Here is a 25,217-nt window from a genome sequence, read left to right as displayed (position 1 = left end):
TTGCTCCTGCCTAGTTGGCAGGCAAAACCTGCCCGCGAATCTCACCCATCGGGTTCTGCGCGGTGTGGACGTTGAAGTACCACTGCCCTGCCATCAAATCCGTCACCTGCTGCTCGCTGAGCGCCGCCGATCCTTTGATTGGACTTGCCAACGCGTCCTTGCCGATCGGCACCTGGACCTTGGCGTTCTGGCCGACCGGCGCGGGGCCGTGGAAGTGCGCGGCGGTTGCCGGGCCGCTCAGCCCTTCATAGGTAACGGTCCATTGCAGGGCTTTGGTCGAGGTATCGAAGGTGGCGTTCAACATGCCGTGCCCGTGACTCACACGCGGCGGCACTTCGCTCGACGGCTCGAGGTCCGCTTTCAACGCCACCGTATCCGCGCAAGCGACACCCGACGCCAACGCCCACAACACGACAGCCAGATTCAGTTTTCGAAGTGCAATCATCGTCTTCTCCGGGCTTGATGCACCGCCGCACCGAAAACCCGGCTGCGCGCGGAGCCACCACATACTAGTGCAAATCCTTCGAAGATGTTTGCGTGGGAGGACGCTTGAGTGATTGCGGTGTTCATTCGCCTCCGTCAACAAAAAAAGCACCGCGAGCGGTGCTTTTTCTTCCTGCAGCAAGGTGCTTTAGAAGCGGTGACGAACGCCCGTCGTCACCACACCCTGGCTCCTGCCCGACGACGGCGCATCGGTGCCGAACACTTGCGATCCAATCTTGTTGCCCTTCGCGCCGACCTGCGCAACGCCTTCGAGGTACACGTCGGTACGGCGCGACAGTGCATAGTCAGCCTGCAGACCGATCTGGTTCCAGTGGCTCGAACCGTTCGGCACGCCCGGCGTGTTCTGCAACGCTTGCGTATAGGTGTACGCCGCACCGAGCGACACCGCCGGCGTCACGTTGTAATGCGCGTTGACTTCGTAGTTGCTGTAGCGCACCGACGCGTCGTTGGTGACGAAGTTAAAGCGGCTTTGCGTGTACACGAGGCCAACCGTTGCCGGGCCAAATGCGTAGCTGCCGCCGGCACCCCACGTACGCTGCCGCTGACGTTCGCCCGCCACGCCGATATTCGGTGCACCGTCCTGGATCGCACCGCTCGCGTTGCCGCCGGCACCCTGGGCCTGCAGGTAGCCGGCTGCCAGTTTCAGACCACCGTTCGAGTAGCCCATGCCCGCGCTGTAGGCACGATTGTCTGCAAAGGCGCCGGCCTGATTCGAGAAGCCATACAGGCCGCTGAACGAGAAGCCGTCATAGTTCGCGCTCTGGTACTTCACCGAGTTGTTGACACGCATCGACGCGTTGGCATTGTCGTTATCGCCGCGATGCGCGAGGTACTGGCCGCCCCAACTGCCGGTTGCGGTCAACGGACCAAGATAATCGACCACGGAATCGTACTGACGACCCAGGGTCAGCGTGCCATAGCCGCTCGAGATGCCGACAAACGCCTGACGGCCGAAGCTGAGGCCACCTTGCCCGCTGGTGCCATTGCCTACGTTAAAGCCGTTTTCCAACGTGAAGATTGCCGCGTAGCCACCGCCGAGATCTTCACGCCCGCGCATGCCCCAGCGGCTGCCCGATACATTGCCGCTCGTCAGGCCATACGAGGCGCCATGCTTCGATGCATCGCTCGCCGAGACTTCATTTTGCACATACGTGAAGCCAGCATCGACGATACCGTACAGCGTCACGCTACTTTGCGCGTTGGCGGCGCTAGCGAACGTCGCGGAAACCGCCGCAAGAATCAGAATCTTTTTCATGATGTTCCAGATAACGTGTGATTGTTGAGCCTTCGACTCGATTTATTTGCACAGCGCGATTGCAAGCTGAGGATCGGCTTCATCCAGAGCGCCTACTGCACACCGGCTTGATTTGCAGAGCGGAGTTTAGGTGCCCGACTTTCAGAGCCGCCACGCGCGTTCGCACAAAATATTTTTTGAATTATTCGAAAAATCGACATCGCAATATTGGCGAGCCTTGCGCCACAAGGCTGGCGATTTATCTCGCTTTATATTTAGCGATGCTTATCTAATTAAAGCGTTGCAACCCCGCTACATCGTGTATTCGGAAGTCTCGTCATGGCTATTCGGCTGGTTCTTGTGCCGGCCAGCTTTTGCGGCAATTACCATGCTCGCCTGTCACGTGCGGCACTAGCGCTGTCCCGTCACGGAACGTTGCCGCAACCTGAACAGTTTCACTTCACGCTCAACCGCACACTGGCAGTTCCATTCGCCCAGTTGCTTCCAGATCGAGCCAACTATCACGATGAACCAATTGCAGGCCATGCGCGTCTTTCTGAAAGTCGCCGAGAACGGCTCTTTTGGGCGCGCGGCTGCGAGTCTGGATCTGTCCAATGCGGTGGTGACGCGCTATGTCGCCTTGCTAGAAACGCACCTCGATACGCGGCTCGTCAACCGGACCACACGCAGCCTGTCGCTCACCGAGGCCGGACTCGCCTATGCCGATGGCTGTCGGCAGCTTCTCGATCAACTGGACGCCATCGAGTCCAGCGTTTCTCAGAGTGCGAACGATCTGTCCGGCACGCTGAAACTCGTGGCGGTCGCGTCATTCTCGCTATTTGGGTTGACACCGCTACTGCAGCGTTACCGCTTGCAGTGCCCGCGAGTCAAACTCTCGGTCACGCTGCTGCACCGGCCGGTGGATCTGATTGAAGAGGGATTTGACGTCGGCATCGTGGTGCCTGGACAGGTCAGCGGCGGCACGTTGATCAAGCGCGCTTTGTTCAAGGTCCGGTCGGTGGCGGTTGCCTCGCCCACCTACCTGGCTGCGTCGGGCAACCCGTCCAGCCCAGCGCAACTTGTTGCGCACCCATTTCTGGCGCCTTCACCCAAGATTCATAGCGCGGAATGGTGTTTTGTCGGCGACGATGGAAACGAGATCAGCGTCAACATGAAAGCAAGCTACGCGGTCAACAACGCGGTGATGTTGCGCCAGGCGGCGCTCGCCGATATGGGCATTACGATCCTGCCGGAAAACCACGTCTCGGCGGATCTGATGAGCGGTGCGCTCGTACGGGTGCTGCCGGACTACCGAATCAAAGATGCGGACAAGGAAGTTTCGCTGGTGTATCCCGGCCGTCGGCACGTGTCCGCCACAACGCGCTCGTTCGTAGAATTTACCGTCGACTATTTTCGAAACAGAGCGGGTTCGACGCTTTCATCGATATTTACGAACAGTTAATTGCGCATTTTGCAGTAAATCTTTTGCGCCTCCCCGATTATGCTTCTGCTTGCGAGAAGTGACTCCTTCATCGAGGGATGTCTCCAAATCTTTAACGCGGCTTCGGCCGCGTTTTTTTTCGCCAATCCGATTCGTCGATTGGATTCGCGCTTGCGGCCGCGCCAATGCGATCGCGCAAGCAAGGTGCTATAGCGTCGTATTGCTGCTGTGCGCGGCAACATCATGCGAGCAATGCGGCTTGCTCCTCGATTCCATCCAGCATTGCATTGCACTTGCGAACCAACTCCTGTCCGTCGCTGCGCAGATGTTCCGGCGTCTTGACGGTGATCTCCCGACGATAATCTTCCAACGCGCTGAGCAGCGGCGGATACCGCAGCACACTCGCCGCCCCCGCCACACGATGATGCCACTCGCGCAGACGCTCGATCTCGACGCGTTCGAGCAGCGGTAACAATGCCCGCATGTCTTCACGCACCGAAGAAACAAACGAATCCAGCAATGCCTTGACCGTCGATTCGCTCCCCCACAATTGCGTCATGTGACTCAGGTCGATCGGGACGAATGGCTCGGGGCCGCCGCGTGTAGCCGTTCCGGAATCTGGCGCCGCACTGACCGTTTCAGCGGGTGCGGCCTGCCACGCGCTGTCCGCGCCAAACCACCGGCTCAAGTAATCACGCAGCGTAGCGAGCCGCGTCGGCTTGACAAGGCAGTCGTCCATGCCCGCGTCACGGCATTGCCTCAGGTCTTCCGGCGCGGTATTCGCGGTAATACCCAGGATCGGCAGATGGCGTGCGCCACCGTGCTCCTGCTCCCGGACGCGCCGCGCCAGTTCGTAGCCGGACAGGTTCGGCATGTGGCAGTCCGTGATCAGGCACCCATAGCTGGTTTGTTCCAGCGCGGCCAGTGCCTCGGCGCCGTCGTTCGTCACGTCGCAGGCAAAGCCGAGCAAGGCCAACTGGTGACGAATCAACTCCTGATTTACCGGATGGTCTTCTGCGACCAGAATCAGCCGCCCGCTGGCAATGGCCCGTTCGCGGTCCGGTGGTACGGTGGCACCTGCAGCCATATTCAGCGTGCCGGCAGAACGCGGCGCGACCGATGGCAGCCCCGTCATCGCCGCGGCGCACGCCGCCCCGAGGCCGCGCCACGAGATCGGGTTGATACTGACGCGCACGTTGTTATCGAGGACGCGATAGCCGGTCGGCTTCGGTTTCTCGGTCAGGCAGATGATCCGCGAACCGGACCCGACGCTGGCGGACAACACCACATCCTCACTCGCGAAAATCATATCCACGCCAGCCAAGGCGCTCGGATTACCGAGTTCAGCCGCATCGGGCGACACGCGGCGCACCTCGAGTCCAAGCGCCTCGCCGAAATGCATCAGCGCCTGCGCGACCCGCGCGTCACCCGTCACCACGACGCCGCGCTTGCCGCGCAAGCCGCTCACGGAGTAACGCAGCGACGCCACAGGCATGGCGAGACGCACCGTCATGCGCGTACCGACCCCGGGTTCGCTTCGCAGCTCGAGGGTTCCGCTCATCAGGTCGATCAGCTTGCGGCAGATCGTCAAGCCTAGACCGGTGCCGCCGAAGCGGCGGGTGGTCGACGATTCCGCCTGCACGAACGGCTCGAACAGCCGAGCCTGCACCTCCGGTGCAATGCCGATGCCGGTGTCCTTAACGGACATCTCGAGTGTCTGAACGTCGCCCGTCTGATCGACGACCGCAACCTGCACGTCGACCTCGCCCTCCGGCGTGAACTTGATGGCGTTGCCGAGCAGATTGAACAGAATCTGCCGCAATCGCACGCTGTCACCACGTAGCGTTGCCGCAACTTCAGACGCGATATCCACGCGGACCTTCAGCCCCTTTTCGTGAGCGCGGCCCGCGAGCAAACCGACGGCGTTGTCGACCAACTCGCGCACATCAATGGGTTCTGCTTCGATGGTCAGCCGGCCCGCTTCGATCTTCGAATAGTCGAGCAGGTCGTCCAGAATCTGCAGCAATGCCCCCGCCGATTCGTGGATCATACTGAGCATTTCCCCTTGATCCGCATTGAGCGGCGTGCGCTCCAGCACTTCCACAAGACCGAGCACACCGTTCATCGGTGTACGGATTTCGTGGCTCATCATTGCGACAAAGTCATCTTTTGCGCGCGAGGCGGCTTCAGCGACGTCGCGCGCACGCGCGAGTTCATCGGACCGCGCATGTTCGGCGCTCGCGTCCACCCAATAGCCGCTCCACACAACGCTGCCATCTTTCTCGCGGCGCGGCACCAGTTCCGCGCGCGCCCATTTGAGTCCATGCTCCACGTCGAAGCGAAACTCCATATTCACCGGTGTTTCGCAACGCGCCGATCGTTCCAGCTCGGCCAGCACAAAAGGCCGGTCTTCTTCGCACACGCGCCTGAAATCGATCTTGTCGCCGCTCGCCGACGCGGCGCGCTCGCCACCGAGCAGGTGCCGTGTGTCACCGCCGATATAGGGAAACGAATAGGCACCGTCCGCGTCGCGGCGCAATTGAAATACGACGGCCGGCAATGAACGCGTGACGTCGAAAAGGCGTCGCTCGGTTTCGCGCGCCAGCATTTCAGCACGCCGGATATCGGTAATGTCGACCATCGTTCCGAGCACACAGCTCGGCTTGCCGTCGCTGCTGTGGCAGATTCGTGTCCAGAACAGGCCGTGCCGCAGGTCGCCCGCGCCGCGTTCAAACTGGAGTTCCGCCTTTGCCGGTTCGCCGCCAGTCAGCATCTTGCGTGTGAGGTCATCCAGAACGTGGCTGTTGGCTTCGCCCCATGTGTGAACGTCCACGGTCCTGCGTCCGATCACCACTTCACGGCGCAAGCCACACGCTTCTTCGTATGCCCGGTTGATCGCGATATAGCGCCCATCCAGATCTTTGGCGACAAGCGGATAAGGAACCATCTCCATCATGGTTTCCTGAAAGTTCAGTTGTAGCGCCAGTTCGCGTTCGGTCTGTTTGCGCAGTCTGACTTCGCGTTGCAGCAGCAAATAAGCGCGCAGCGTGACCAGCAACACTATGCCGATGCCGATCAGCAACGGCAGAAGGCGCACCGCGGTAACGCTCCACGTTCCCTGCTTCCCCGTACTGCCGGTCACCCACTTTTGCCGGATGCGCTGCTTCTCGGCCGGCGGCATAGCCAGCAACGCCCGGTCGATCAGGCGCGCGAGCGGGCTCAGATCAGGGCGCACCGCGAAGCCGAGTGCGTCGGATCCGCCGACCGTGCCGAGTATCTTGAGGACACCGGCGTAGCGCTGCTCGAGCAGGATGTCGACGGCGGCTACGTTGCCAACCAGCACGTCTGCCTGGCCGTTCTCCACCATCTTGAGCGCGTCGTCAAGACTGGACGCGACCATGATGTTGGCAGGCGGAATATTGTCGAGCGCGAGCGGAATCGAGCCAGCGATATGCGACGAAACCACGATGCGCCGCGAGGCGAAATCGTTGAGCGCACGTGCGGCCGGTTCGTCTTCGCGCCCCACGATCACGAACGGATAGCTTTCGTAGGCGCGGGTGTGCAGCGCGCCCTTCAGACGTGGATCGCTGCTGGAGGCGGTCGCCAGAATCGCCAGATCGCCGTGCTGAAAAGCTTCGATGGTTGCGGGCCAGTCGCCCGTGTGGGCGCGATTGAACACAACGCCCAGCGCACGGCTCAAATAGTCCAGATATTCAGCGGCAATGCCGGCAGGATGGCCGGACTCGTCAACATAGCTGAAAGGCTGCCAGCCGCTATCGAAACCCACCTGCAACGGCGGCAGCGAACGGAGCCATGCCTGCTCGTCTGGTGTCAGCACGAGACGCCGCGCAGCGGCCGCAGTCTGCGCGTCGAAGCTGCCGGATAGCCAGCGCGCGCGGATCGCCGCGTCGTCGGCCGGATTCATGGACGTGAGCGCGTGGTCGAACTGGTCACGCAACGCCACCCGGTTGCGCGGCACGGCGAAGCGCAAGTCAGCGATTCGGCCGCGTTCCTCGAAAGCGATGCGCAGCCCGCGGAATTCCTCGGTGGTCAACGCGTACTGAACGGCGGGCGTGAAGCCCAGATAGCCGTCGGCATCGCCCTGTGCGACCGCCTGGAGCGCCGCCTGAGTACTTGCGAAGGTTTCGAGTTGAGCGCGTGGAAAGCGCTCGCGCAACGAGCGTTCCAGTGCAAACCCTTTCTCTACCGCGAGACGCGTGTCGGCAAGCTGGGCAGCACTCGCGTACACATCGCCGTCGCGGCGAACCACAACCGACGCGGACGCCCGAAAGTACGGTGCGGTGAAGCTGAGGCAGCGTTCCCGCTCAGGCGTGCGAGCGAGGCTCATGACCAGATCGACCTTGCCAGCGCAAGCCGCGGCAAGCAGTCGTGGCATATCAGGAAACGCCCTGGACTCAATCTCCACGGTCGGTCCAACCAGAACGCGCAGATAGTCGGCGCTCAACCCGGTTAGCTGACCGTCCTGAACCCCGTCGAAAGGCAACCAACCGTTAGCCAGCACACCAACAGTCAATTTGCCAGGAAATGCGCCTCCGACTTGCGGATGTGAAGGCCCGGCAAACGGCTGGGCCATCGCAGGTTGCATCTGCACGACGACAAACGCGAAAACGACAAGCAGGCACTGCGATGCACGTCGCACCATCCGCTTCATCGCGACACCGCGTTGGGGTTTCGTAGACGGGGACATGAGATGAAACCAGGCGGCGCTCACGCGACTTCGCCCTGCCTGTGGGCGAGGGACGCCGCCTTTCGGCCCAACTTGCCGCAGAGAAATGAAAACAGCGCACCGGCGGCGACGGCGCCCAGCAGCGGCGCAGCCCAGAACAGCCAGAGCTGGTCGAGTGCCCAGTCGCCGACGAATAACGCCTGACCGGTCGAGCGAGCGGGATTGATCGAGCCGTTGGTCACCGGGATCGATACCATGTACACGATCATCAGACACGCGCCGGCGACCAGTGGTGCGATCGGCCGCAACCGTCGCCGGCCGGCCACCATCAGACTTGTCATGACGAAAGCGAACGACAGTACAAGCTCGACGACGAGTGCAGAATGAAGTTGATAGTCGGCCGGCGAATGGTCGCCAAAACCGTTCGCCGCGAATTCGCTCGCGGTCAATTCAAAGCCGGGGCGGCCGCTCGCCACGTAAGCGAGCAGTGCGGCAGCCGCGATGGCACCGAGAATCTGGGCGGCAATATAGGGCAGCAGATCCCGAACCGGAAAACGTTGCGCGACGGAAAAGCCGATCGTAACGGCCGGATTGAAGTGCGCCCCGGAGATGGTGCCGAATGCATAGCTCGCCGTGACAAGCGCGAGACCGAACGCGAGCGACACCTCGAGCACGCCGTAGCCCTGCTGGACCGCGCCAGTGTTCAATACGATGCTGCCGCAACCGATGAACACCACCCAAGCCGTTCCGCCCCCCTCGACCAATAACCGTTTGCCTAGCGCTACCATTCCGCCCCCAAGTCTTTGTGCAATGGCAAACGGCGTCGCACTCCAGCCGCTGGACATTTGCCTGAATTTTCCAGGCTCGTCGGTACGCCGCATCGCGAAATGACGGTTTCCGTCACGCGAATGTTGGGCGTCGAGCCTCAGCCAACTCAGAACTATGAGACGGTGACGTCGCGCAACCAATCAGAAGACTCCTAAAGTCCTAAGAAGGACTGACTGTCGAGGGTCAACTCTCTCACGGGGCTGTCAGGCCAACCCTATCTGTCTCGCGTAGTCGATGAGGTCGTTTTCTGTCTCGAGACCGAGCTTGCGCATCGCGCTCCGCTTCTGCGTGCTGATGGTCTTGCCGCTGCGTTGCAGACGTGCAGCAATCTCGTAGACTGTCAGACCTTGCACATAAAGCTGGAAGACTTCCCATTCGCGAGCGCTCAGCACGCCCGCGCGGGGCTGCAGCGGCGCATCGGATGCGTCGATCGCGATGCGTGCCTGATCCGATAGATAGACGCCGCCTGCAACCGTTGCCTCGATGGCGTCGATCAACGACGTGGCGGTGTCGCGCTTGTCGACGATTCCGGCCACGCCCAGGTGCAACAAACCGGAAAGCATGTGCGCATGGCAAATCGTCGTCAGGATAACGACGTGGGGATGCGGTCGAGCCCGCAACAGGCGACGCAGGAAGGACACGACGTTGCTGGCACCGTCTATGCCCGGCATACCAATGTCCGACACGACAACGTCGCACGCATGGGAGTCGAGCAATTCGGCCAGTGTCTGGGTATCGGGTGCCTCCCCAACTATTTCGATGTGAGGTACCGATTGCAGCAGGCGCATCACGCCAACACGAACGCAATCGTGATCGTCGGCCACGATGACGCGGATCTTTTGTGTCATTTTTTGTTGTCTTATCGACTGGCACTCCCTGCACGCGACGTGCCTCCCCGGGATATGCCAAGTACATCTTCTGTTCGCCACGCCACCGGACCGGCGTGACGTCCCGTCGGCTTAGCGCCGGTTTTTCAGGTAATCTTCAGCGACCACGCCGTGCTCGACGGCGAAGCGGAACAGTTCCGCGTCACTGTGCAGACCGAGCTTGCGCATCGCGGTGCATTTCTGAGCGCTGATTGTCTTGACACTTCGCTCAAGGCGAGTAGCGATCTCTGTTACAGCAAACCCTGACGCATATTGCGTGAACACCTCCAGTTCGCGGCGCGACAACACTTGCCGGACAAAATCGAAGCGGTGCGCGATCGTTGCGTCGGCAATCTGCGCTCGCACCGCCGGTCCGAGATAACATTCGCGAGCCAGCGCGGTGACGATTGCCACGTGAATCAGATCGAGTCGGTCCCGCTTGCTGATCAGCGCATCGACGCCGAGCGCGATGACCTTTTTCAGTGCGGCCGCTTCTGTTTCCATGGTTAGTACAACAAGCGCAACGTCCGGATAGCGCACCTTGAACTGCCTGACGGTTTCCAGTGCGCTTCCGTAGAAACCGTACGGCATGTAGAGGTCCATGAGAACAAGGTCACATGGAATACGATCGACTTCTTCGAAAAGCTCTGTGGCGTCGGCAGCACGGCCGACGATCTGCATATCCGGATAACCCGCCATCAGATTCTCGATCGCCAACATAACCAGTGGATGATCGTCCGCAATGATGGTTCGAACAGGTGTGCTTGTATCGGCGTTTTCGTTCATCGTCTTTTTTCTCCCCCGTACCTTGATTTCCCGTCGCACTCTCCGGCGCGATTGGCCCTGTCGCGATCATTCAACATATTTCGCAAGATAGAAATAAGAACGCTCTGAAAGAGTCAATGAACTTGCGCGAATAATCGTTTAGCTATGCGATTTAACTTACATAACCCCATGTGCACGAATATATGCAAAGAGACCTGGGTCGTTGGTGACGCCGAGTTTTGTCATTGCTTCGCGTTTTTGACGGCTGACAGTTCGGCGATGGCACCCGAGCGCTATTGCGATCTCAGGGATCGATTGACCACGCACGAACATTCTTATCACCTCCGCCTGCTTGCGCGACAAAGGCGAAACCGATGGCAAGTCACACGTGTCGTCCCGGGGTCTGGCGAGCGCTTCGATGACGGAACGGCCGACGTAAACCTGCCCCTTGCCACTCGCCTCGATCGCTTGCCAAAGCTCGTCGGTCGTTTCCATCTTACTGAGCGTACTGACTACGCCATCCGACACGATGCTGCGCAGAATCTCAGTGTTTGTCAGAGCGGTCATCACGACAATACGCAACAATGGCCACGCACGTCGGATTCGCCTGACAAGATCAAGACCATCTTCAACGACGCCAGACGCCTCCGGCATCGTCAGATCGGTGACGAGTACGTCGCACGGCGTGCTCTGCAACAGTTTGATCAGTGAACCAGGCCTAACCGCTTCGCCGACGATGGTGACACCGGCATGCATTTCCAACGCAGTTCGAACGCCAAGCAGAACGAACGGATGATCGTCTGCCAGAATGACTCGAAGGTTCACTATTATTTCTCTCGGTTGTTGTAGGTGTATTCGGCGAGCACACGGGGGAAATCCCACTCGCTACGGACTTGCCTTGACAGCCTCCTGACGTGGAATGGCAAGCCAATGGCCGCCATAAAACCACCGCAACATTCGGGCGAAAATCGGAACGTTCCGAAACCGTCAGACGATTTGATAGTCCGTTGCCGTGCTATCAAAGTGGAGATACATAATTATGCGAACCGAATATGCGGGAATTTATCCTCCGCTGTATTTCTCCCCGATTGATTTCCGCCTAAAAAGCAAGATCGCGACGGAAGCGCATCCCGCCGCTCCCGTCGCCTGAACAACACCATATGGAGACCGGCAGATCACGCCGCCGGCTGTCCTTGCTCCATCAGGTGGCATCGCAAGCGCGTACGGTTGCCGGCTTGCTCGCGTGAGCCGCGCGCGGAAACACCGGTAGCGCGATCAATGCGCACACACTGGCTACCGCCCACACCATCGGCCACGAGCCCACCGACAACAACAGCGGAATCGCGAGCGGCGTCAGGAACAGCGTGAGAAAGACACACGTATTACCGATGGCCAGCGCGGTACCTGCGCGGCTCGTCCCCGCGAGCGTCGCGAGTTCAGTAAAGGCCACGCCATGCCATGCGGACGCGCTGACGCCACCCAGCACGATCATCAGCGCGAGCACCACGGTCATCGCCGCGTGGTGCATGCCGGCCACACCCGTCAGCAGGGCGAGCGAGGCGAACAGCACCGCGGTCAGTACGCTGCAGGCGCGCATGTAAGCGCGTCGATTGCCGCGGCGGTCGGTCCATGCACCGCTCCAGACCCGTGCAATCGCCGCGCCCAGTTGCACTGCCGCCATCGTCACGCTGATCGCCAGCACGCCGGCGCGGCTGAAGTCGTGAAGGAAGACAGTCCCGAACGTCACGACGGCAAGCTGCGGCACGCACAATGCACCCGCGCCGAGCGCCACGCGCCATATGCTCACATCGCGTAACGGCGAAACCTTCGCCGGCGCCACACCCGCAGCCGCCGCGTGGTGAGCCGTACCCGTAGCGCTCGCTGCGGCATGCGAAGGCTCATGCAGCCAACACCATGCAAACACCGCGGTAATCGCGCACGCAAGGGCCAGCACGGTGTACGCGCTGGCAAAGCCGAATCTCGACGCGAGCACCGGCAAGACCAGCGCCCCCAAACCGCCCCCAGCCGGCACCGCGGTCTGCCGGATACTCATTGCAAGGCCGCGCTCACCTTCGCGAAACCAGGCCATCACCGCACGGCCGCTTGAACCGTTGACGCTGCCGCCGAGCAGGCCAACCAGCAGCAGGCCGAGCGCAAGTGTGGTCACGCTTGGCACATGCGCGCCGGACGGCACCACGAACAACGCCAGCCCGGCCAGCGCCACGGCAGTCGAGAGCAGTCCAAGCAGCAGCACACGGCGGTCGCCCCAACGGTCGGTCAGAAGCCCCCATGGCAACTCGCTGACCGCGATGCCCAAGCCGAGCATGCCTAGCACCAGCCCCAGCCCTTCGTTGCCGAGGTGATAACCCGAACGCAAAAAGACGGCCGTGGTCGGAATCCCCGAGAAAGCGGCCGAAAAACTCGCATTCGCCGCAAAGCCCACGCCCAGCACCTTCCACCGATGACTCGCCGCACGTTCACCCGGCATCCGCACGGCAGCAATCGAATCGTTTCCCATGACAACCTCCGCAATGAATGAATTGGAGGTATCCTACGGCTGGGCCAACCATCGGAAAAGCCGGAAAATTAGATGGATTCCATCGGATATACCGAATCATGAGTCAACGCGGATTTGATCTGACACAGCTACGCACTTTCGTCGCCGTCGCCGAATCGGGCAGCATCTCGGCGGCCGCGGAGCGCGTGTTCCTATCGCAATCGTCGGTGAGCGAGCAGTTGAAGAAACTCGAAGAGCGCGCCGGGCAGCCGCTCTTCGTGCGCAGCAAACAAGGGGTGTCTGCCACACCGGCAGGCAGCCGGTTGCTCGATCATGCGCGACGCATCATCGCCATGAGCGAGGCGGCGTTCGAAGACCTGCAAGGCCGCTCGCTCGACGGCGAACTGCGCATCGCCATTACGGACTACTACCGCCCGCTCGACATCGCGCGCATTCTCAAGCTGTTTTCCGAACAGCACCCGCGCCTGAAGCTGCACGTCACCGTGCTGCCGAGCGCCGTGATCGACAGCAGCGCAGGCGACGATGTGTCGTACGACATCGGCCTCTCGTTGCGGCTCGTCACCGGGAGCACGAGCGCCACCAGCCGGCGCGCAAGTGTTGGTGCGCAAAGCACCGTGGTGCGGCGCGAAAAACTGCTGTGGGTCTGCGCGGCGGATGCCAGTCCGCGGCCGGCCACGCCTTATCCACTGGTTTTGCTACCGTCGAGCTGTCAGTTGCAGCGTTTCGTCGTGAAGCTTCTCGACGAACACAAGGTGCCTTATCTCGTGTCGCATTCGGCCTCCGGAGTGGCCGGGCTGCAACTGGCATTGAAAGCCGGGTTAGGTATTTCCTGCCTGAACGAATCGTCGATTGGCGGGGGCGTGGTGGCCTGCCCGCCGGGCGTCGGCTTGCCTGCGTTGCCTGTTGTCGAGTTTCATCTGTTGCCGGGGCGAATCGGCGAAAGCGAACGCGTTAGTAATGCTCGCATGGCGTTGATGCTTCTCTTCAGTTGATGCCCCTGCCGTCGAAGCACGCGCTGCGACTCATGAATCTCGACAGAAATATAAAGCAGCGCATCAATCTCATTCGGCGATGCGGCGCACACTCAAACCGGACGCAGAATAAGTATTGAAGGGAAGGCGCGCTAATCGATGCCTATGCTGATCGAATACGCTGCCAATTGGGTTATCAATTTTCATTGACGCGTTGGATAAATTCCTGCAACCTGCTACACACTTTCCAGACACATCAAGCGTTATTACCTCAGCCTGAAATCTGCCTCCCAACGGCGCACTCAGGCAGTCATTGCTTTGCAAAGAAATTGCATCGCCGCATCGGTTCAATACTGCGCCTCCTTAATAAGTCCGTTTCGATTTGCTGTTCATGCAGTCGTTATAAAAAAATTGGCTGGCTTGTCATGCATCGCTCATCAAATCAGTAAGTGAATTGATGAGCGAACGCGTGAGAAATAAATAGCGAAAATAACCGTTCCCCCGACGAGGCTTGGCGTGCATCGTAGAACTATCGGATTTTCGATCCTGCTGGTCTTTTACGTCATGTGGCATGGCGCGGCGTTCGCAGCCACTGACGCATCCGGCGCGATGCCCTCCGCCATGGACGAGCGCGTGCGCGCCTGCACCTCGTGTCATGGCGTGCAAGGCCAGGGCTTGAACAACGATTACTTCCCGCGTATCGCCGGCAAACCGGCCGACTATCTGTTCAATCAGTTGACCGCGTTTCGCGATGGCGGCCGCACCTATCCGCCGATGGGTTACCTGCTCGCCTTTCTGCCCGACGACTATCTGCGCAAGATCAGCCAGTACTTCGCCGACCTGCAGCCGCCCTACCCCAATGCCGATCACACCGACGTCGCACCGGCCGTGCTAGCAGCCGGACAACGGCTCGTCACCCAGGGCGACCCGGCACGCAAGATCCCGGCGTGCATCGCATGTCATGGCGCACGCATGACGGGTACTCAACCTGGCATTCCGGGCCTGCTGGGCCTGCATGCGAGCTACATCGCCGGGCAGATGGGCACCTGGCGCTCGGGCACACGTCACGCGCTTGCGCCGGACTGTATGCACTCGATCGCAGTCAAGCTGACGGACAAGGACATCACCGCGGTATCGAGCTGGCTCGCACGCCAGCCGCGTCCTGCCGATCCGCGACCTGCGCCGGCGTCCGCAGAACGGCTGCCGCTCGCATGCGGGAGTCAACCGCAATGAAGCCGACCTTTCGCTCGATCCGCCCAGTTTTGTACGCCATGGCGAAGCGCCGTTGCGCCGCTGCGTCGCTCGTATCCGGCTTCCTGGTTGCCGGCTTGATCGTCGCCGGCAGCGCCGCGCATTCCGGCGCACCGCACGCGCTACTGATCGCTGAGGCAGACGCTGCAGAAACCGCGCCTGCTGTAACGACAACGACGCCAGCAACGACTGCCACAACCGCAACGGCTACTGGCGACAAAGCCGACACCCGCCCCGACATCGTCAAACGCGGCGAGTATCTGGCGCGCGCCGGCGACTGCGTCGCCTGTCATACGGCGCCGCGCGGCAAGCTGTTCGCCGGCGGGCTCGCCATGGAGACGCCGTTCGGCACGTTGTACTCACCGAACATCACGCCAGACGCGCAGTACGGCATCGGCACATGGAGCGAGGAAGCGTTCTTCAAGATGATGCGCACCGGCCGCACGCCGGACGGCACGATGCTCTACCCCGCGATGCCGATCGCTCAGTACACCAAGGTGACACGTGAAGACTCGGACGCGATCTTCGCCTATCTGAAGTCCGTGGCGCCGGTACGCGAGCCGAACCACAAGCACACGCTGCGTTTTCCGTTCAACCAGCGCAAGCTGCTGTACGGCTGGCGCACCTTGTATTTCCGTGAAGGCGAGTTCCAGCCGGACCCGACCAAATCGGTCGAATGGAATCGCGGCGCCTATCTCGTCGATGGGCTCGGACACTGCACGATGTGCCACACCAAGATCAACATGCTTGGCGGCTCATCACAAAGCGAGCAGTTCGCCGGTGGTCTGATTCCGGTGCAGAACTGGTACGCGCCGTCGCTGACGTCAGACAAGGACGGTGGTCTCGGCGACTGGAGCATCAAGGACATCGTCGACCTGCTGCAGGCAGGCATCTCCGATCGCGGCGCCGTGTACGGGCCGATGGCCGAAGTCACCTATCACAGTCTTCAGTACATGACGGAAGAAGACGTCAAGGCGATGGCCGTCTATCTGAAGACACTGCCGGACAATCGCGGCCGCAAGTCGGGCCCGTCCGCCCCGACCAATACCAACGTGTTCGCACTCGGCGAAAAAATCTACGCCGACAAGTGCGCGCTATGCCACGGCGCGAACGGCGAGGGCCAATTGCAGCACTACCCGCCGCTCGCGCGTAACCAGTCGATCGAAATGGACTCCGCGGTGAACCCGATCCGCATCGTGCTCAATGGCGGTTTCCCGCCTGGCACCATGCGCAATCCCGAGCCGTACGGCATGCCGCCGTTCGGCCAGGAGTTGAACGACACGGATGCCGCCGCCGTCGTCACGTACATCCGCACTGCGTGGGGCAACCACGGCAAGCCGGTGACGTCCCGCGAGGTCAACGAGTTGCGCAAGGCGCCGCTGCATTGAACCTGAACCGCTGCACTGGAGAAGCTCTAGATGGAAGCGAACGATACCCGCAGCGCGGCGCCACCTACCGATGAAGAAGTGGAACGCGTCGTCGCAGCCGGCCCGCATGGCGCAATCGCCGTGGCCGGCGTCGCCACGCTGATCGTCATGGCGATCTGGTTCGGCTTCTACTTTCTTGTCTTTCTGCCGCGCGGCGTCATCCATTGACTATGTCGACTGATTCCAATCACCAACCGGGCAGCGGCCACGAAGTCGCGTTACGCGCGGAACGCCGCTGGGCGATTTTCGCCACGGCGCTGATCGTGCTCATGCTCGCCGTCATCGTGTTCTCGGGACTGCATTGGGCGATGATGCCGCCCTCGCGGGTCGAGACGATCGACCCTTCGCGCCTGCAACTTTCCGGCGAGTTCGTCGAAAACAACCTCGGCAGCGCCGTCGAGCCGGATGGTTCGGTGGTCGTGCGTTTCATTGCGCAGCAATATTCATTCACGCCGCAATGTCTGCTGGTGCCCGCCGACACGCCGGTCACGATCCGCACCACCAGTGCCGATGTCGTGCACGGCCTGCTCGTGACTGACACCAACATCAACACGATGGTCGTGCCCGGCTATGTCTCCACGCTGAACACGCGCTTCGACAAAGCCGGCGATCACACCATGCCGTGTCACGAGTTCTGCGGCTTCGGCCATCAGACCATGTGGGCGCACGTCAAGGTCATCGACAAAGCCACCTTCTTCGAGCAAGCCCGACAATCCCGGAGGCTCAGCTGTGTTTCACGCTAAGCGACTCGTTCTCGCGCATTTCTGGCTGGCTTTCATCGCGTTTCTGATCGCGCTGCTGCTCGGCGCGTGGCAGATGCTGGTACGCAGCCCGCTGGTACCGTGGGTCGGCGACCCCGAGCTTTACTATCGATCGGTGACCGCGCATGGCTCGGTGATGGCTTATGTGCTACCCACGCTGGTGTCGATGGGCTTTGGTTACGCGATCGTCGAACTCGCGCTCGCGCAGCGGCTCGTGGGCCTCAAGTGGGCATGGGCCGCGTTCATCATGCTGGCGGTCGGCGCGGTGATGGCGATGGTCCCGGTCGCGCTCGGCAAGGCCTCCGTGCTCTACACGTTTTATCCGCCGATGATCGGTAGTCCGTTCTATTATCTCGGCGTGGTGCTGGTGGTGGTCGGCTCGTGGATCTGGGTCGCGCTGATGCACGTGAATCTGCGCATCTGGAAGCGCGCCAATCCCGGCAAGCCGATACCGCTCGCGATGTTCGCCAACGTGGCAGGCGCGTATCTGTGGGCGTGGACCGCGATCGGCGCGGCGCTCGAGATCCTGTTCCAGATATTGCCGGTCGCCTTCGGTCTAACCAACACGATCGACGCGGGCCTTTCACGCATCCTCTTCTCGTGGACGCTGCATGCGATTGTCTACTTCTGGCTGATACCCGCTTACATCGCTTACTACACGCTGGTGCCGCGCGCGATCGGCGGACGGCTCTATAGCGACTCGATGGCGCGCGTGTCGTTCATTCTGTTCCTCGTGTTCGCGATGCCGATCGGCATTCACCATCTGTTCGCCGATCCGCAGGTCGGTTCGGGCTTCAAGTTCCTGCATGCGGTGTTCACCGGCATGGTGTCGGTGCCGACATTGCTAACGGTGTTCACCATCTGCGCATCAGTGGAGATCGCGGGCAGGTTGCGCGGTGGCAAGGGCGCGTTCGGCTGGTTGACCGCGTTGCCGTGGCAGAACCCGATGATGCTGGTGATCGCGTTTTCGTTCGTGATGCTGGGTCTTGGCGGCGCGGGCGGCCTGATCAACATGAGCTACCAGTTGAACTCGACGGTGCACAACACGCAGTGGGTGACCGGGCACTTCCATCTGATTTTCGGCGGTGCGATCGTCATCATGTACTTCGCGATCGCGTATGAATTGTGGCCGCAACTGACCGGCCGCGCGATTGCGTCGGTCAAGCTGGTGCGTGCGCAACTGTGGTTGTGGTTCATCGGCATGATGGTCACCACGCTGCCGTGGCACTACGTCGGCTTGCTCGGCGCGCCACGCCGCATGGCGTATTACGACTACACCATGCCGGGGATGGAATCGCAAGCGTTCTGGGTGGGCATGTCGGCGGTGGGCGGACTGATTCTGCTGGTGTCCGGCGTGCTGTTCGTCTACATCCTCGCGAAGTCGCAATTCGGGCCGCAGGTGCAGCAACAGAGTTTCCGCTTCGCGAGCGCGGTGCAACCGGTGGAGCACGTGCCTGCCGCGCTCAATAGTTTCGGCTTGTGGGTGGCGTTGATGATCGGGCTGACGGTCGTCAACTACAGTGTGCCGATCGTTCAGTTGCTCAGATTGCCGCAGACGTCGGTGCCGGCAGTTGTCGTCGGAGCGCAGCGATGAGTCAGGAACGCGTCTTCAGCTTGCGCAACCCGTGGTTCACGGTGAGCCTCGGCGGCACGATTGCAATTGCTGTCGTGTCGATATTGATCGGCTTCATCTGGTTGCCGTCAGCCAATAGCGGATTCAGCGAGCGTGGCTTATGGGCGACGATTTGCAGCGCCGCGGGCGCGCCGTCGAGCTGGTACGGCGGCGCTAATATTGCCGGGCCGGCGCCGAGCGAGGTGGTGGTCTTGCCGCCTTTGCGGCGGGCGCGAGCCGACGCTGATTCGATTGGCCGCGGCGCGACCATTGCGACGCAGAATTGCTCGATGTGTCATGGCGTGCAGGGCACGGTGCAGGTGACGGCGCCCGAGCTGGCCGGGCAGTATGCCGACGTGGTCTATAAAGAGTTGCGCGATTATCAGAACGGCGTGCGGCAGAACGCGATCATGCAGCCGATCATTGCGGCTCGCAGCGATCAGGATTTGCATGATCTGGCGGCTTATTATGCTTCACTGCCTCGCGCGCCGGCGGCTGAGGTTTTGCCTACTGGCGTGGGGCCGGATGCGAATGCTGTGAAGCTTGCGATGCAGGGTGATCCGCAGCGGAATATTGCGCCTTGCGCGGCTTGTCATGGGCAGTTGGATCGTAAGGGGGCGGCGCCCTGGCTTGGTGGACAGTCTTCTATTTATCTCGCTGCGCAGATGCGGGCGTTCGGTTCTGGTGCCCGGCGTAACGATATTAATGAGCAGATGCGGAATGTGGTGAGGCAGATGACTCCGGCGGAGATTGATGGCGTGGCGAAGTATTATGCGGGTATGCGGTAGTCGGTTTTGTTTGCCTGCGCGGCGCTTTTGTCTGGGTGCCTGCGGTGTTGGCCTTTCCTTGATTTGTTAGTGGACTATTAGTGTTGCCCCTGTGCGGGGCGGCACCTACTTCTCTTTGCCTGCCGCAAAGAGAAGTAGGCAAGAGAAAGCGGCTCAAACCGCTAATTCTTAAGCGGGTCCCCCGCGCAGCCACGGTAGTGGTGCATCTGGAATCCGTGCTCTCGCGCACTCCGCGCTGGTGACAAGGCACTCATTCGCTCCCACTCCGCACTACGTGCGTCGCGGACGGGTTTGCCAGGGAAATCAGGCGCTACTCTTGCAGAGCTGATGGTTTTTGGAAATGGGTTTCGGCGCGCGCAGCGCCGCCGGAAGTATGACGGCCTTGTCACTAGGGTTGAATGTGCGAGAGCACTGATTCCAGATGCACCACTACCGTGGCTGCGCGGGGGACCCGCTTAAGAATTAGCGGTTTGAGCCGCTTTCTTTTGCCTACTTCTCTTTGCGGCAGGCAAAGAAAAGTAGGTGCCGCCCCGCACAGGGGCAACGCTAATAAACCAATAACAAAGCAAGAAAAGGCCAACACCATAAAACCACAACCAAAGCGCCGCCCAGGCAAAAAAAAACATCACCCCGCGACAACCCCACCCAAACCCCTCATCCCCGGCGCAGCAACAACTCCACCTCGCCGACCGGCAACAGCAGCCCCTCCACTCCCCGTCTGAAACACAGCCACCGCCGAAGTCAACCTGCGAGCCTGCTCCTCCAGCGAACTGGCCGCCGCAGCAGCCTGCTCAACCAGCGCGGCATTCTGCTGCGTCACTTCATCCATCTGCGCAACCGCCAGGTTCACCTGATCGATCCCGGTACTCTGCTCCAGCGCCGCTGCCGCGATCTCACCCATAATCGAGCTCACACGAGAAATCGCAGCGACAATTTCAGTCATCGTCGACCCCGAGCGTTCGACCAGTTGCGAACCGGCCTGCACCCGCGCCGTCGAAGCATCGATCAGCCCTTTGATCTCCTTGGCCGCCGCCGCGCTTCGTTGTGCCAATGACCGCACTTCGCTCGCCACCACCGCAAAGCCACGTCCCTGCTCACCCGCGCGCGCCGCCTCGACCGCGGCGTTCAGCGCCAGAATATTGGTCTGGAAAGCAATCCCTTCGATCACGCCGACAATGTCGGCAATCCGCCGCGAGTCGTCGACGATGCCATGCATCGTGCCCACCACCTGCTCGGTCAAATCGCCGCCCTGCGCCGCGAGACTCGATGCACCTTGCGCCAGCGAGCTCGCCTCTTTCGCGTTGTCCGCCGTCTGCTTGACCGTCGAAGTCAGCTCTTCGATGCTGGCCGCCGTTTCCTCGAGCGACGCAGCCTGCTCCTCGGTACGTTGCGACAGATCGGTATTGCCCGCCGCAATCTCGCTCACGCCCGTGTCGATTGATTCCGTTCCGTGACGCACAGCGTTCACCGTTTCGATCAGCGAGTCCTGCATCTTGCGCAGCGCCGCCGCGAGACGGCCCATTTCGTTGTTGCTCGTCACGTCGATCTTGCTGGTCAGGTCTCCGTTGGCAATCCGCTGAAACTGCTCGATGGTCGCGTCGACCGGACTGACAATGGCTCGCACCATGACCGCGCGCCCGATCAAAGAACCCAGCAAAGACAAGCCCATGCCGATCGCCACCGCAACGCAGATCGCGTAGAACAGATCCTGCGCGTCCTGATAGCGCTGGGCGCCATGATCGATTTGCAATTGCTCGAGCGTGAGCATCGCCTTTTCGTACGCGCTATAGAGCGACGGCAGCTTGTGCGCCTGCAACTGCTCAAACGCGGTCTTGTCACCCGACTTGAGCGCGGCCAGCGCCGGATCGACGCCTTCATGCAGGAAAGTGTCGCGCTTGTCCTGCATGTCCTTGATCAGACGCTGTTCGTCGGCATCCGTACCCGCACGGCTCACATAGTGGGCAAGACGGTCGTTCGATGCTTTCTGGTACTGATCAAAGCGCTTGAGCACCGCGTTCGCGCCGTCCTGATCGTTCAGGTCGACCAACGATGCATAGGTCGCGAGAGCCAGGCGCAGGCGCAGCAACTGCCCGGCGCTACCTTCCAGGTCGGCGACTGCGGGCGTGTCCACGGTGTACATCTGCTGCAGCGACGCGTTGCTCGAACGCAACGACAACAGCCCCGCAGCGGCGCCAACCAGCAGCACCACGCCGAAGAACACAATCATCAAGGTGAGGCAGGTTCGAATCGACAGATTTTTCAACATCGGGCTGGTCTCCATTGGGCTGCCTGGCTGGAAGTTCAGGGAATTAGCCTCGGCCACGCGTGCTGCGCCCAAGCCCATCGGCCAGGCCCGCAACTTTTGTTTGAAATTTAAGCGTATGCCACATAGATGGTCTACGGCGGGATTACAGAAAACTTTATGGTTGGCAGCGCATACGTTTGCGATGCCTCAACTTGCGTGCGGAAGCCGGTGACCGCTCCCGCAAGCGCATTTGCGGGACTACCCGGGTGGTCGGGGTGCGGCGATTGGTAGAAAGTGGCGAAGCGTGCGTCTCCGGAGCATTTCTATGTCAGAAATAGGCTCGGCTCTGCTGGTTTTCGCTTTGTTGCTGGTTGGAACCGGCATCGGCGTGTGGGTGCGACCGTTGCTGCCTGAGGAGCACAAGGCGCACGAAACCGTGCAGCTCATCCAGCTTGTGATGGGCATGCTGGTGACGTTTGCCGCTTTGGTGCTCGGGCTGATGACGGCATCCGCGAAAGCCAGTTTCGATACCGAATCGAATGATTTGCGCGCCTTCGCGGCTGACCTGATCGAATTCGACACGACCATGCGGGAATACGGCAGCGATACGGATGAGGCCCGGCGCCTGCTGCGTCTGTACACCGCGGCCGCGATTGCATCGACCTGGCCAGGTGAGCCGGCCCCGTCCGGTGACTATCCGCGGGACATCGGCACGCAGGACAACACGCAGAAGCTGGAGAACGTGCGGCTCGGCGATATGCTGACCACGGTCGGGCGGCAGTTGCGGCAACTGCGGGCGCACGATCCGTTACAACAGCGCGCACTCAGCGATGCGTTGACGCAATATCGACGCACCGTGGATGCGCGATGGAAGATCATCGAGGAAGCGCACAGTTCAATTTCCCTGCCGTTCCTGATGACGCTGACGTTCTGGCTGTGCGTGATTTTTCTCAGCTTCGGATTGATCGCGCCGCGCAATGCGTTGGCATTGGTCATGATCTTGCTCGGGGCGGTTTCCATTGCCTCGGCGGTCTATGTGATCGCCGATCTGGATACGCCGTTTACCGGGCCGATTGTGATTTCCAGTTCACCGATGAGAGATGCGTTGGAGCACCTCCGGCGGTGAGAGATCTTGCTTGCACCGAGAAAAACCATAGCCCCAATAAAAAACCCCGCTAAAAAGCGGGGTTCATGTCTACATTCTGTGGTTACAAAACCTCAGAACGGAATATCGTCATCCATTTCATCAAACCCGCCGCCGGCCGGCGCGCTCGGACGGCTCGAACCGCCACCGCCACCGCCACCGCCGCCGCTGCCGCCACGCGAAGCGCCGCCGCCCGAGACCGCACGACCGCCGCCACCACCACCACCGCCGCCGCCGCTACGCTCAGACGGCTCACCGCGGCTGTAACCGCCTTCGTCGCCACCGCCGCCCATCGAGCCGCCACGGCCACCCAGCATTTGCATCTGCTCGGCAACGATTTCGGTCGAGTAACGGTCGGTGCCGTCCTGAGCCTGCCACTTGCGGGTACGGATGCGCCCTTCCAGGTACACCGACGAACCCTTCTTCAGATATTCGGACACGATTTCAGCCAGGCGGCCGAAGAACGACACGCGGTGCCATTCGGTCGCTTCCTTCATTTCGCCGGACGCTTTGTCCTTGTACCGATCCGTCGTTGCAAGGCGGATGTTCGCCACTGCGTCGCCGCTCGGAAGATAACGGACTTCCGGATCGGCTCCGAGATTGCCGACGAGAATGACCTTGTTCACGGATGCCATGAGTTTCTCCTGTTGATTCCGTTGCGGGCGGCGTGGCAACGCACAATTCACATCTCAGGCCAGCGGGCCGGAGACTGGAACTGCGCCTCAGCCCGCCGCCAGGTAAGTTCTGAGTGAGCCTTTTTACGCCTTGCGCGGCGGCTGTTTCATCTGTGCGGCGATTATAAGCCAGCAAAACACCAGCCCAGAGCAAGTGAAAAAGACCGCGCTCTGACCGTCCACTTTCAGCAGCCAGCCGCCAATCACGCCGCCCAGTGCAAGACCGATCGACTGGGTGGTGTTGTACACGCCGGCCGCCGCGCCCTTGCGGGTGCCAGGCGCCAGTTTCGACACCAGCGAAGGCTGCGACGCCTCAAGAATATTGAAGCCGAGAAAGTAGACAAAGAGGATCGCCGCCACACTCAGAATCGTATGCGGTGCGACGCCCAACAACAACTGTCCGATCAGGATAAGACCGATCGCCGACAGCAGCACGATTTTCATTTTTCCGCGCTTTTCCGCCGCGATGATCGCCGGGACCATCATCACGAACGAGAGACCCATCACCGGCAAATACACCTTCCAGTGCGACGCGACCGGCAGGCCGCCTGCTTCGAGAATGCGCGGCACGACGAGAAACAACGCCGTTTGCGTGGCATGCAGGACGAGCACGCCGAAATTCAGGCGCAGCAGTTCGACGTTATGCAGCACCTCGGCGAACGGCGCGCGCACGTGCACGGGCTTGGGCGCATCGGGTACGACCCACAGCACCAGGCCGATCGCCAGAATCGAGAAAATGCCGACCAGGGTGAACAAACCGCTCATGCCGACCCACTGGAACACGATCGGCGCACCGACAATCGCCACCGCGAACGAAACGCCGATGCTGCCGCCGACCATGGCCATCGCCTTGGTGCGATGCTCTTCGGAGGTCAGGTCGGCGATAAACGCGATCACCGCGGACGACACCGCGCCCATGCCCTGAATCACCCGGCCGACGATAATCCACGTCATGTCGTGCGCGCCCGCCGCGACGAAGCTGCCGAGCGCGAAGATCAGGAGGCCGGTCGCAATGACCGGCTTGCGGCCGACCTTGTCGGAGACCCAGCCGTAGAAGATATAGAGCATCGACTGCGTCACGCCGTACGCACCGAGCGCGATCCCCACCAACAGTACGTTGTCGCCGCCAGGGATGGTCTTCGCGTAGATCGAGAACACCGGCATGATCATGAAGAGACCCAGCATGCGCAGCGCGAAGATGGCGGCAAGCGACATGGTCGCGCGCATTTCAGGCGCGCTCATGCGTGAGGATGTAGCGGACGGATTGGACATCGGGAGCGTTCTTTGAATGAGCTGGGCGGCCAGCATGCGGCGCGGCATTCGGGCCGGCGGCCTTGCTACACGCCCGTCTGGAGCCTCGCGGCGCCGTGTACTCGCGGAAATCGGCCCCAGTCAGACCTCTTTCCCGCGGCGCTGGACCGCTGCCTTACAGCTTGCCTTGCGCCTTCTTCGGGCTGTCAGGAAGCCGTAACGGCGGTCTTGAAAAGTCGTTATAGTAGCA

20 protein-coding genes are annotated in these 25,217 nt (G+C 61.1%); 9 read left to right on the top strand and 11 right to left on the bottom strand.

What is annotated here, in order from left to right; all coding sequences use genetic code 11:
- Positions 1-10: 10 nt before the first annotated feature.
- Positions 11-445 carry a CHRD domain-containing protein gene (locus PQR67_RS08855; protein ID WP_408457163.1) on the bottom strand — a complete coding sequence of 145 codons (435 nt, stop codon included), beginning with the start codon at positions 443-445 and terminating at the stop codon, positions 11-13.
- Positions 446-631: 186 nt separating this feature from the next.
- On the bottom strand, positions 632-1,759 hold the full coding sequence (locus PQR67_RS08850; RefSeq protein ID WP_408457160.1) for a porin: 1,128 nt from the start codon (positions 1,757-1,759) through the stop codon (positions 632-634).
- A 505-nt stretch (positions 1,760-2,264) separates the two neighbouring features.
- Between PQR67_RS08850 and PQR67_RS08845 the strand changes: the two genes are divergently transcribed.
- Positions 2,265-3,200 carry a LysR family transcriptional regulator gene (locus PQR67_RS08845; protein ID WP_408457158.1) on the top strand — a complete coding sequence of 312 codons (936 nt, stop codon included), beginning with the start codon at positions 2,265-2,267 and terminating at the stop codon, positions 3,198-3,200.
- A gap of 220 nt (positions 3,201-3,420) precedes the next feature.
- Here the strand turns inward: PQR67_RS08845 and PQR67_RS08840 are convergent, their stop codons facing one another.
- The 6 genes from PQR67_RS08840 to PQR67_RS08815 form a co-directional block, all read right to left on the bottom strand.
- A complete protein-coding gene (locus tag PQR67_RS08840; protein WP_408457155.1) occupies positions 3,421-7,887 on the bottom strand; it encodes an ATP-binding protein in 4,467 nt (1,488 codons plus the stop codon).
- A gap of 20 nt (positions 7,888-7,907) precedes the next feature.
- Positions 7,908-8,654 carry an aquaporin Z gene (gene aqpZ, locus PQR67_RS08835; protein ID WP_408457153.1) on the bottom strand — a complete coding sequence of 249 codons (747 nt, stop codon included), beginning with the start codon at positions 8,652-8,654 and terminating at the stop codon, positions 7,908-7,910.
- 243 nt (positions 8,655-8,897) lie between these two features.
- A complete protein-coding gene (locus PQR67_RS08830) occupies positions 8,898-9,542 on the bottom strand; it encodes a response regulator (protein ID WP_408457150.1) in 645 nt (214 codons plus the stop codon).
- A 111-nt stretch (positions 9,543-9,653) separates the two neighbouring features.
- Positions 9,654-10,346 carry a response regulator gene (locus PQR67_RS08825; RefSeq protein WP_408457147.1) on the bottom strand — a complete coding sequence of 231 codons (693 nt, stop codon included), beginning with the start codon at positions 10,344-10,346 and terminating at the stop codon, positions 9,654-9,656.
- Positions 10,347-10,502: 156 nt separating this feature from the next.
- Complete coding sequence (locus PQR67_RS08820) at positions 10,503-11,150, bottom strand: response regulator (RefSeq protein WP_408457144.1); 648 nt, start codon at positions 11,148-11,150, stop codon at positions 10,503-10,505.
- A gap of 376 nt (positions 11,151-11,526) precedes the next feature.
- Positions 11,527-12,843 carry an MFS transporter gene (locus PQR67_RS08815; protein ID WP_408457141.1) on the bottom strand — a complete coding sequence of 439 codons (1,317 nt, stop codon included), beginning with the start codon at positions 12,841-12,843 and terminating at the stop codon, positions 11,527-11,529.
- Positions 12,844-12,941: 98 nt separating this feature from the next.
- On the opposite strand from PQR67_RS08815, the gene PQR67_RS08810 reads away from it, so the two are divergent.
- The 7 genes from PQR67_RS08810 to PQR67_RS08780 all read left to right on the top strand — a co-directional run bounded on the left by PQR67_RS08810 (position 12,942) and on the right by PQR67_RS08780 (position 19,653).
- On the top strand, positions 12,942-13,835 hold the full coding sequence (locus PQR67_RS08810) for a LysR family transcriptional regulator (protein ID WP_408457138.1): 894 nt from the start codon (positions 12,942-12,944) through the stop codon (positions 13,833-13,835).
- A 495-nt stretch (positions 13,836-14,330) separates the two neighbouring features.
- Entirely contained in the window at positions 14,331-15,047 is a 717-nt protein-coding gene (locus PQR67_RS08805; protein ID WP_408457135.1) for a c-type cytochrome, read from the top strand.
- Positions 15,044-16,453, top strand: a complete 1,410-nt coding sequence (locus PQR67_RS08800; protein WP_408457132.1) for a c-type cytochrome — start codon at positions 15,044-15,046, stop codon at positions 16,451-16,453. The genes PQR67_RS08805 and PQR67_RS08800 overlap by 4 nt, the downstream gene beginning before the upstream one ends.
- A gap of 30 nt (positions 16,454-16,483) precedes the next feature.
- A complete protein-coding gene (locus PQR67_RS08795; RefSeq protein ID WP_167378501.1) occupies positions 16,484-16,660 on the top strand; it encodes a hypothetical protein in 177 nt (58 codons plus the stop codon).
- 2 nt (positions 16,661-16,662) lie between these two features.
- A complete protein-coding gene (locus PQR67_RS08790; protein WP_408457129.1) occupies positions 16,663-17,235 on the top strand; it encodes a cupredoxin domain-containing protein in 573 nt (190 codons plus the stop codon).
- Entirely contained in the window at positions 17,222-18,847 is a 1,626-nt protein-coding gene (locus PQR67_RS08785; RefSeq protein ID WP_408457126.1) for a b(o/a)3-type cytochrome-c oxidase subunit 1, read from the top strand. The genes PQR67_RS08790 and PQR67_RS08785 overlap by 14 nt, the downstream gene beginning before the upstream one ends.
- Positions 18,844-19,653 (top strand): c-type cytochrome, encoded by an 810-nt coding sequence (locus PQR67_RS08780; RefSeq protein WP_408457124.1) that lies wholly within the window; start codon positions 18,844-18,846, stop codon positions 19,651-19,653. The genes PQR67_RS08785 and PQR67_RS08780 overlap by 4 nt, the downstream gene beginning before the upstream one ends.
- A 625-nt stretch (positions 19,654-20,278) precedes the next feature.
- Here PQR67_RS08780 and PQR67_RS08775 read toward each other — a convergent pair.
- Positions 20,279-21,919 (bottom strand): methyl-accepting chemotaxis protein, encoded by a 1,641-nt coding sequence (locus PQR67_RS08775; protein WP_408457121.1) that lies wholly within the window; start codon positions 21,917-21,919, stop codon positions 20,279-20,281.
- 304 nt (positions 21,920-22,223) lie between these two features.
- Here PQR67_RS08775 and PQR67_RS08770 point away from each other — a divergent pair, with 304 nt between their 5' ends.
- Entirely contained in the window at positions 22,224-23,024 is an 801-nt protein-coding gene (locus PQR67_RS08770; RefSeq protein ID WP_408457118.1) for a bestrophin-like domain, read from the top strand.
- 92 nt (positions 23,025-23,116) lie between these two features.
- On the opposite strand, the gene PQR67_RS08765 is transcribed toward PQR67_RS08770, so the two are convergent.
- Positions 23,117-23,677: a single-stranded DNA-binding protein gene (locus tag PQR67_RS08765; protein WP_408457115.1), complete on the bottom strand. Its 561-nt coding sequence runs from the start codon at positions 23,675-23,677 to the stop codon at positions 23,117-23,119.
- A gap of 123 nt (positions 23,678-23,800) precedes the next feature.
- Positions 23,801-24,988 carry an MFS transporter gene (locus tag PQR67_RS08760; protein ID WP_408457112.1) on the bottom strand — a complete coding sequence of 396 codons (1,188 nt, stop codon included), beginning with the start codon at positions 24,986-24,988 and terminating at the stop codon, positions 23,801-23,803.
- Between the last annotated feature and the right edge of the window lie 229 nt (positions 24,989-25,217).

Origin of the sequence: Paraburkholderia fungorum, assembly GCF_046026025.1 — a bacterium.
Classification (GTDB): domain Bacteria; phylum Pseudomonadota; class Gammaproteobacteria; order Burkholderiales; family Burkholderiaceae; genus Paraburkholderia; species Paraburkholderia fungorum_E.
This window is presented reverse-complemented; position numbering and strand designations above follow the sequence as displayed.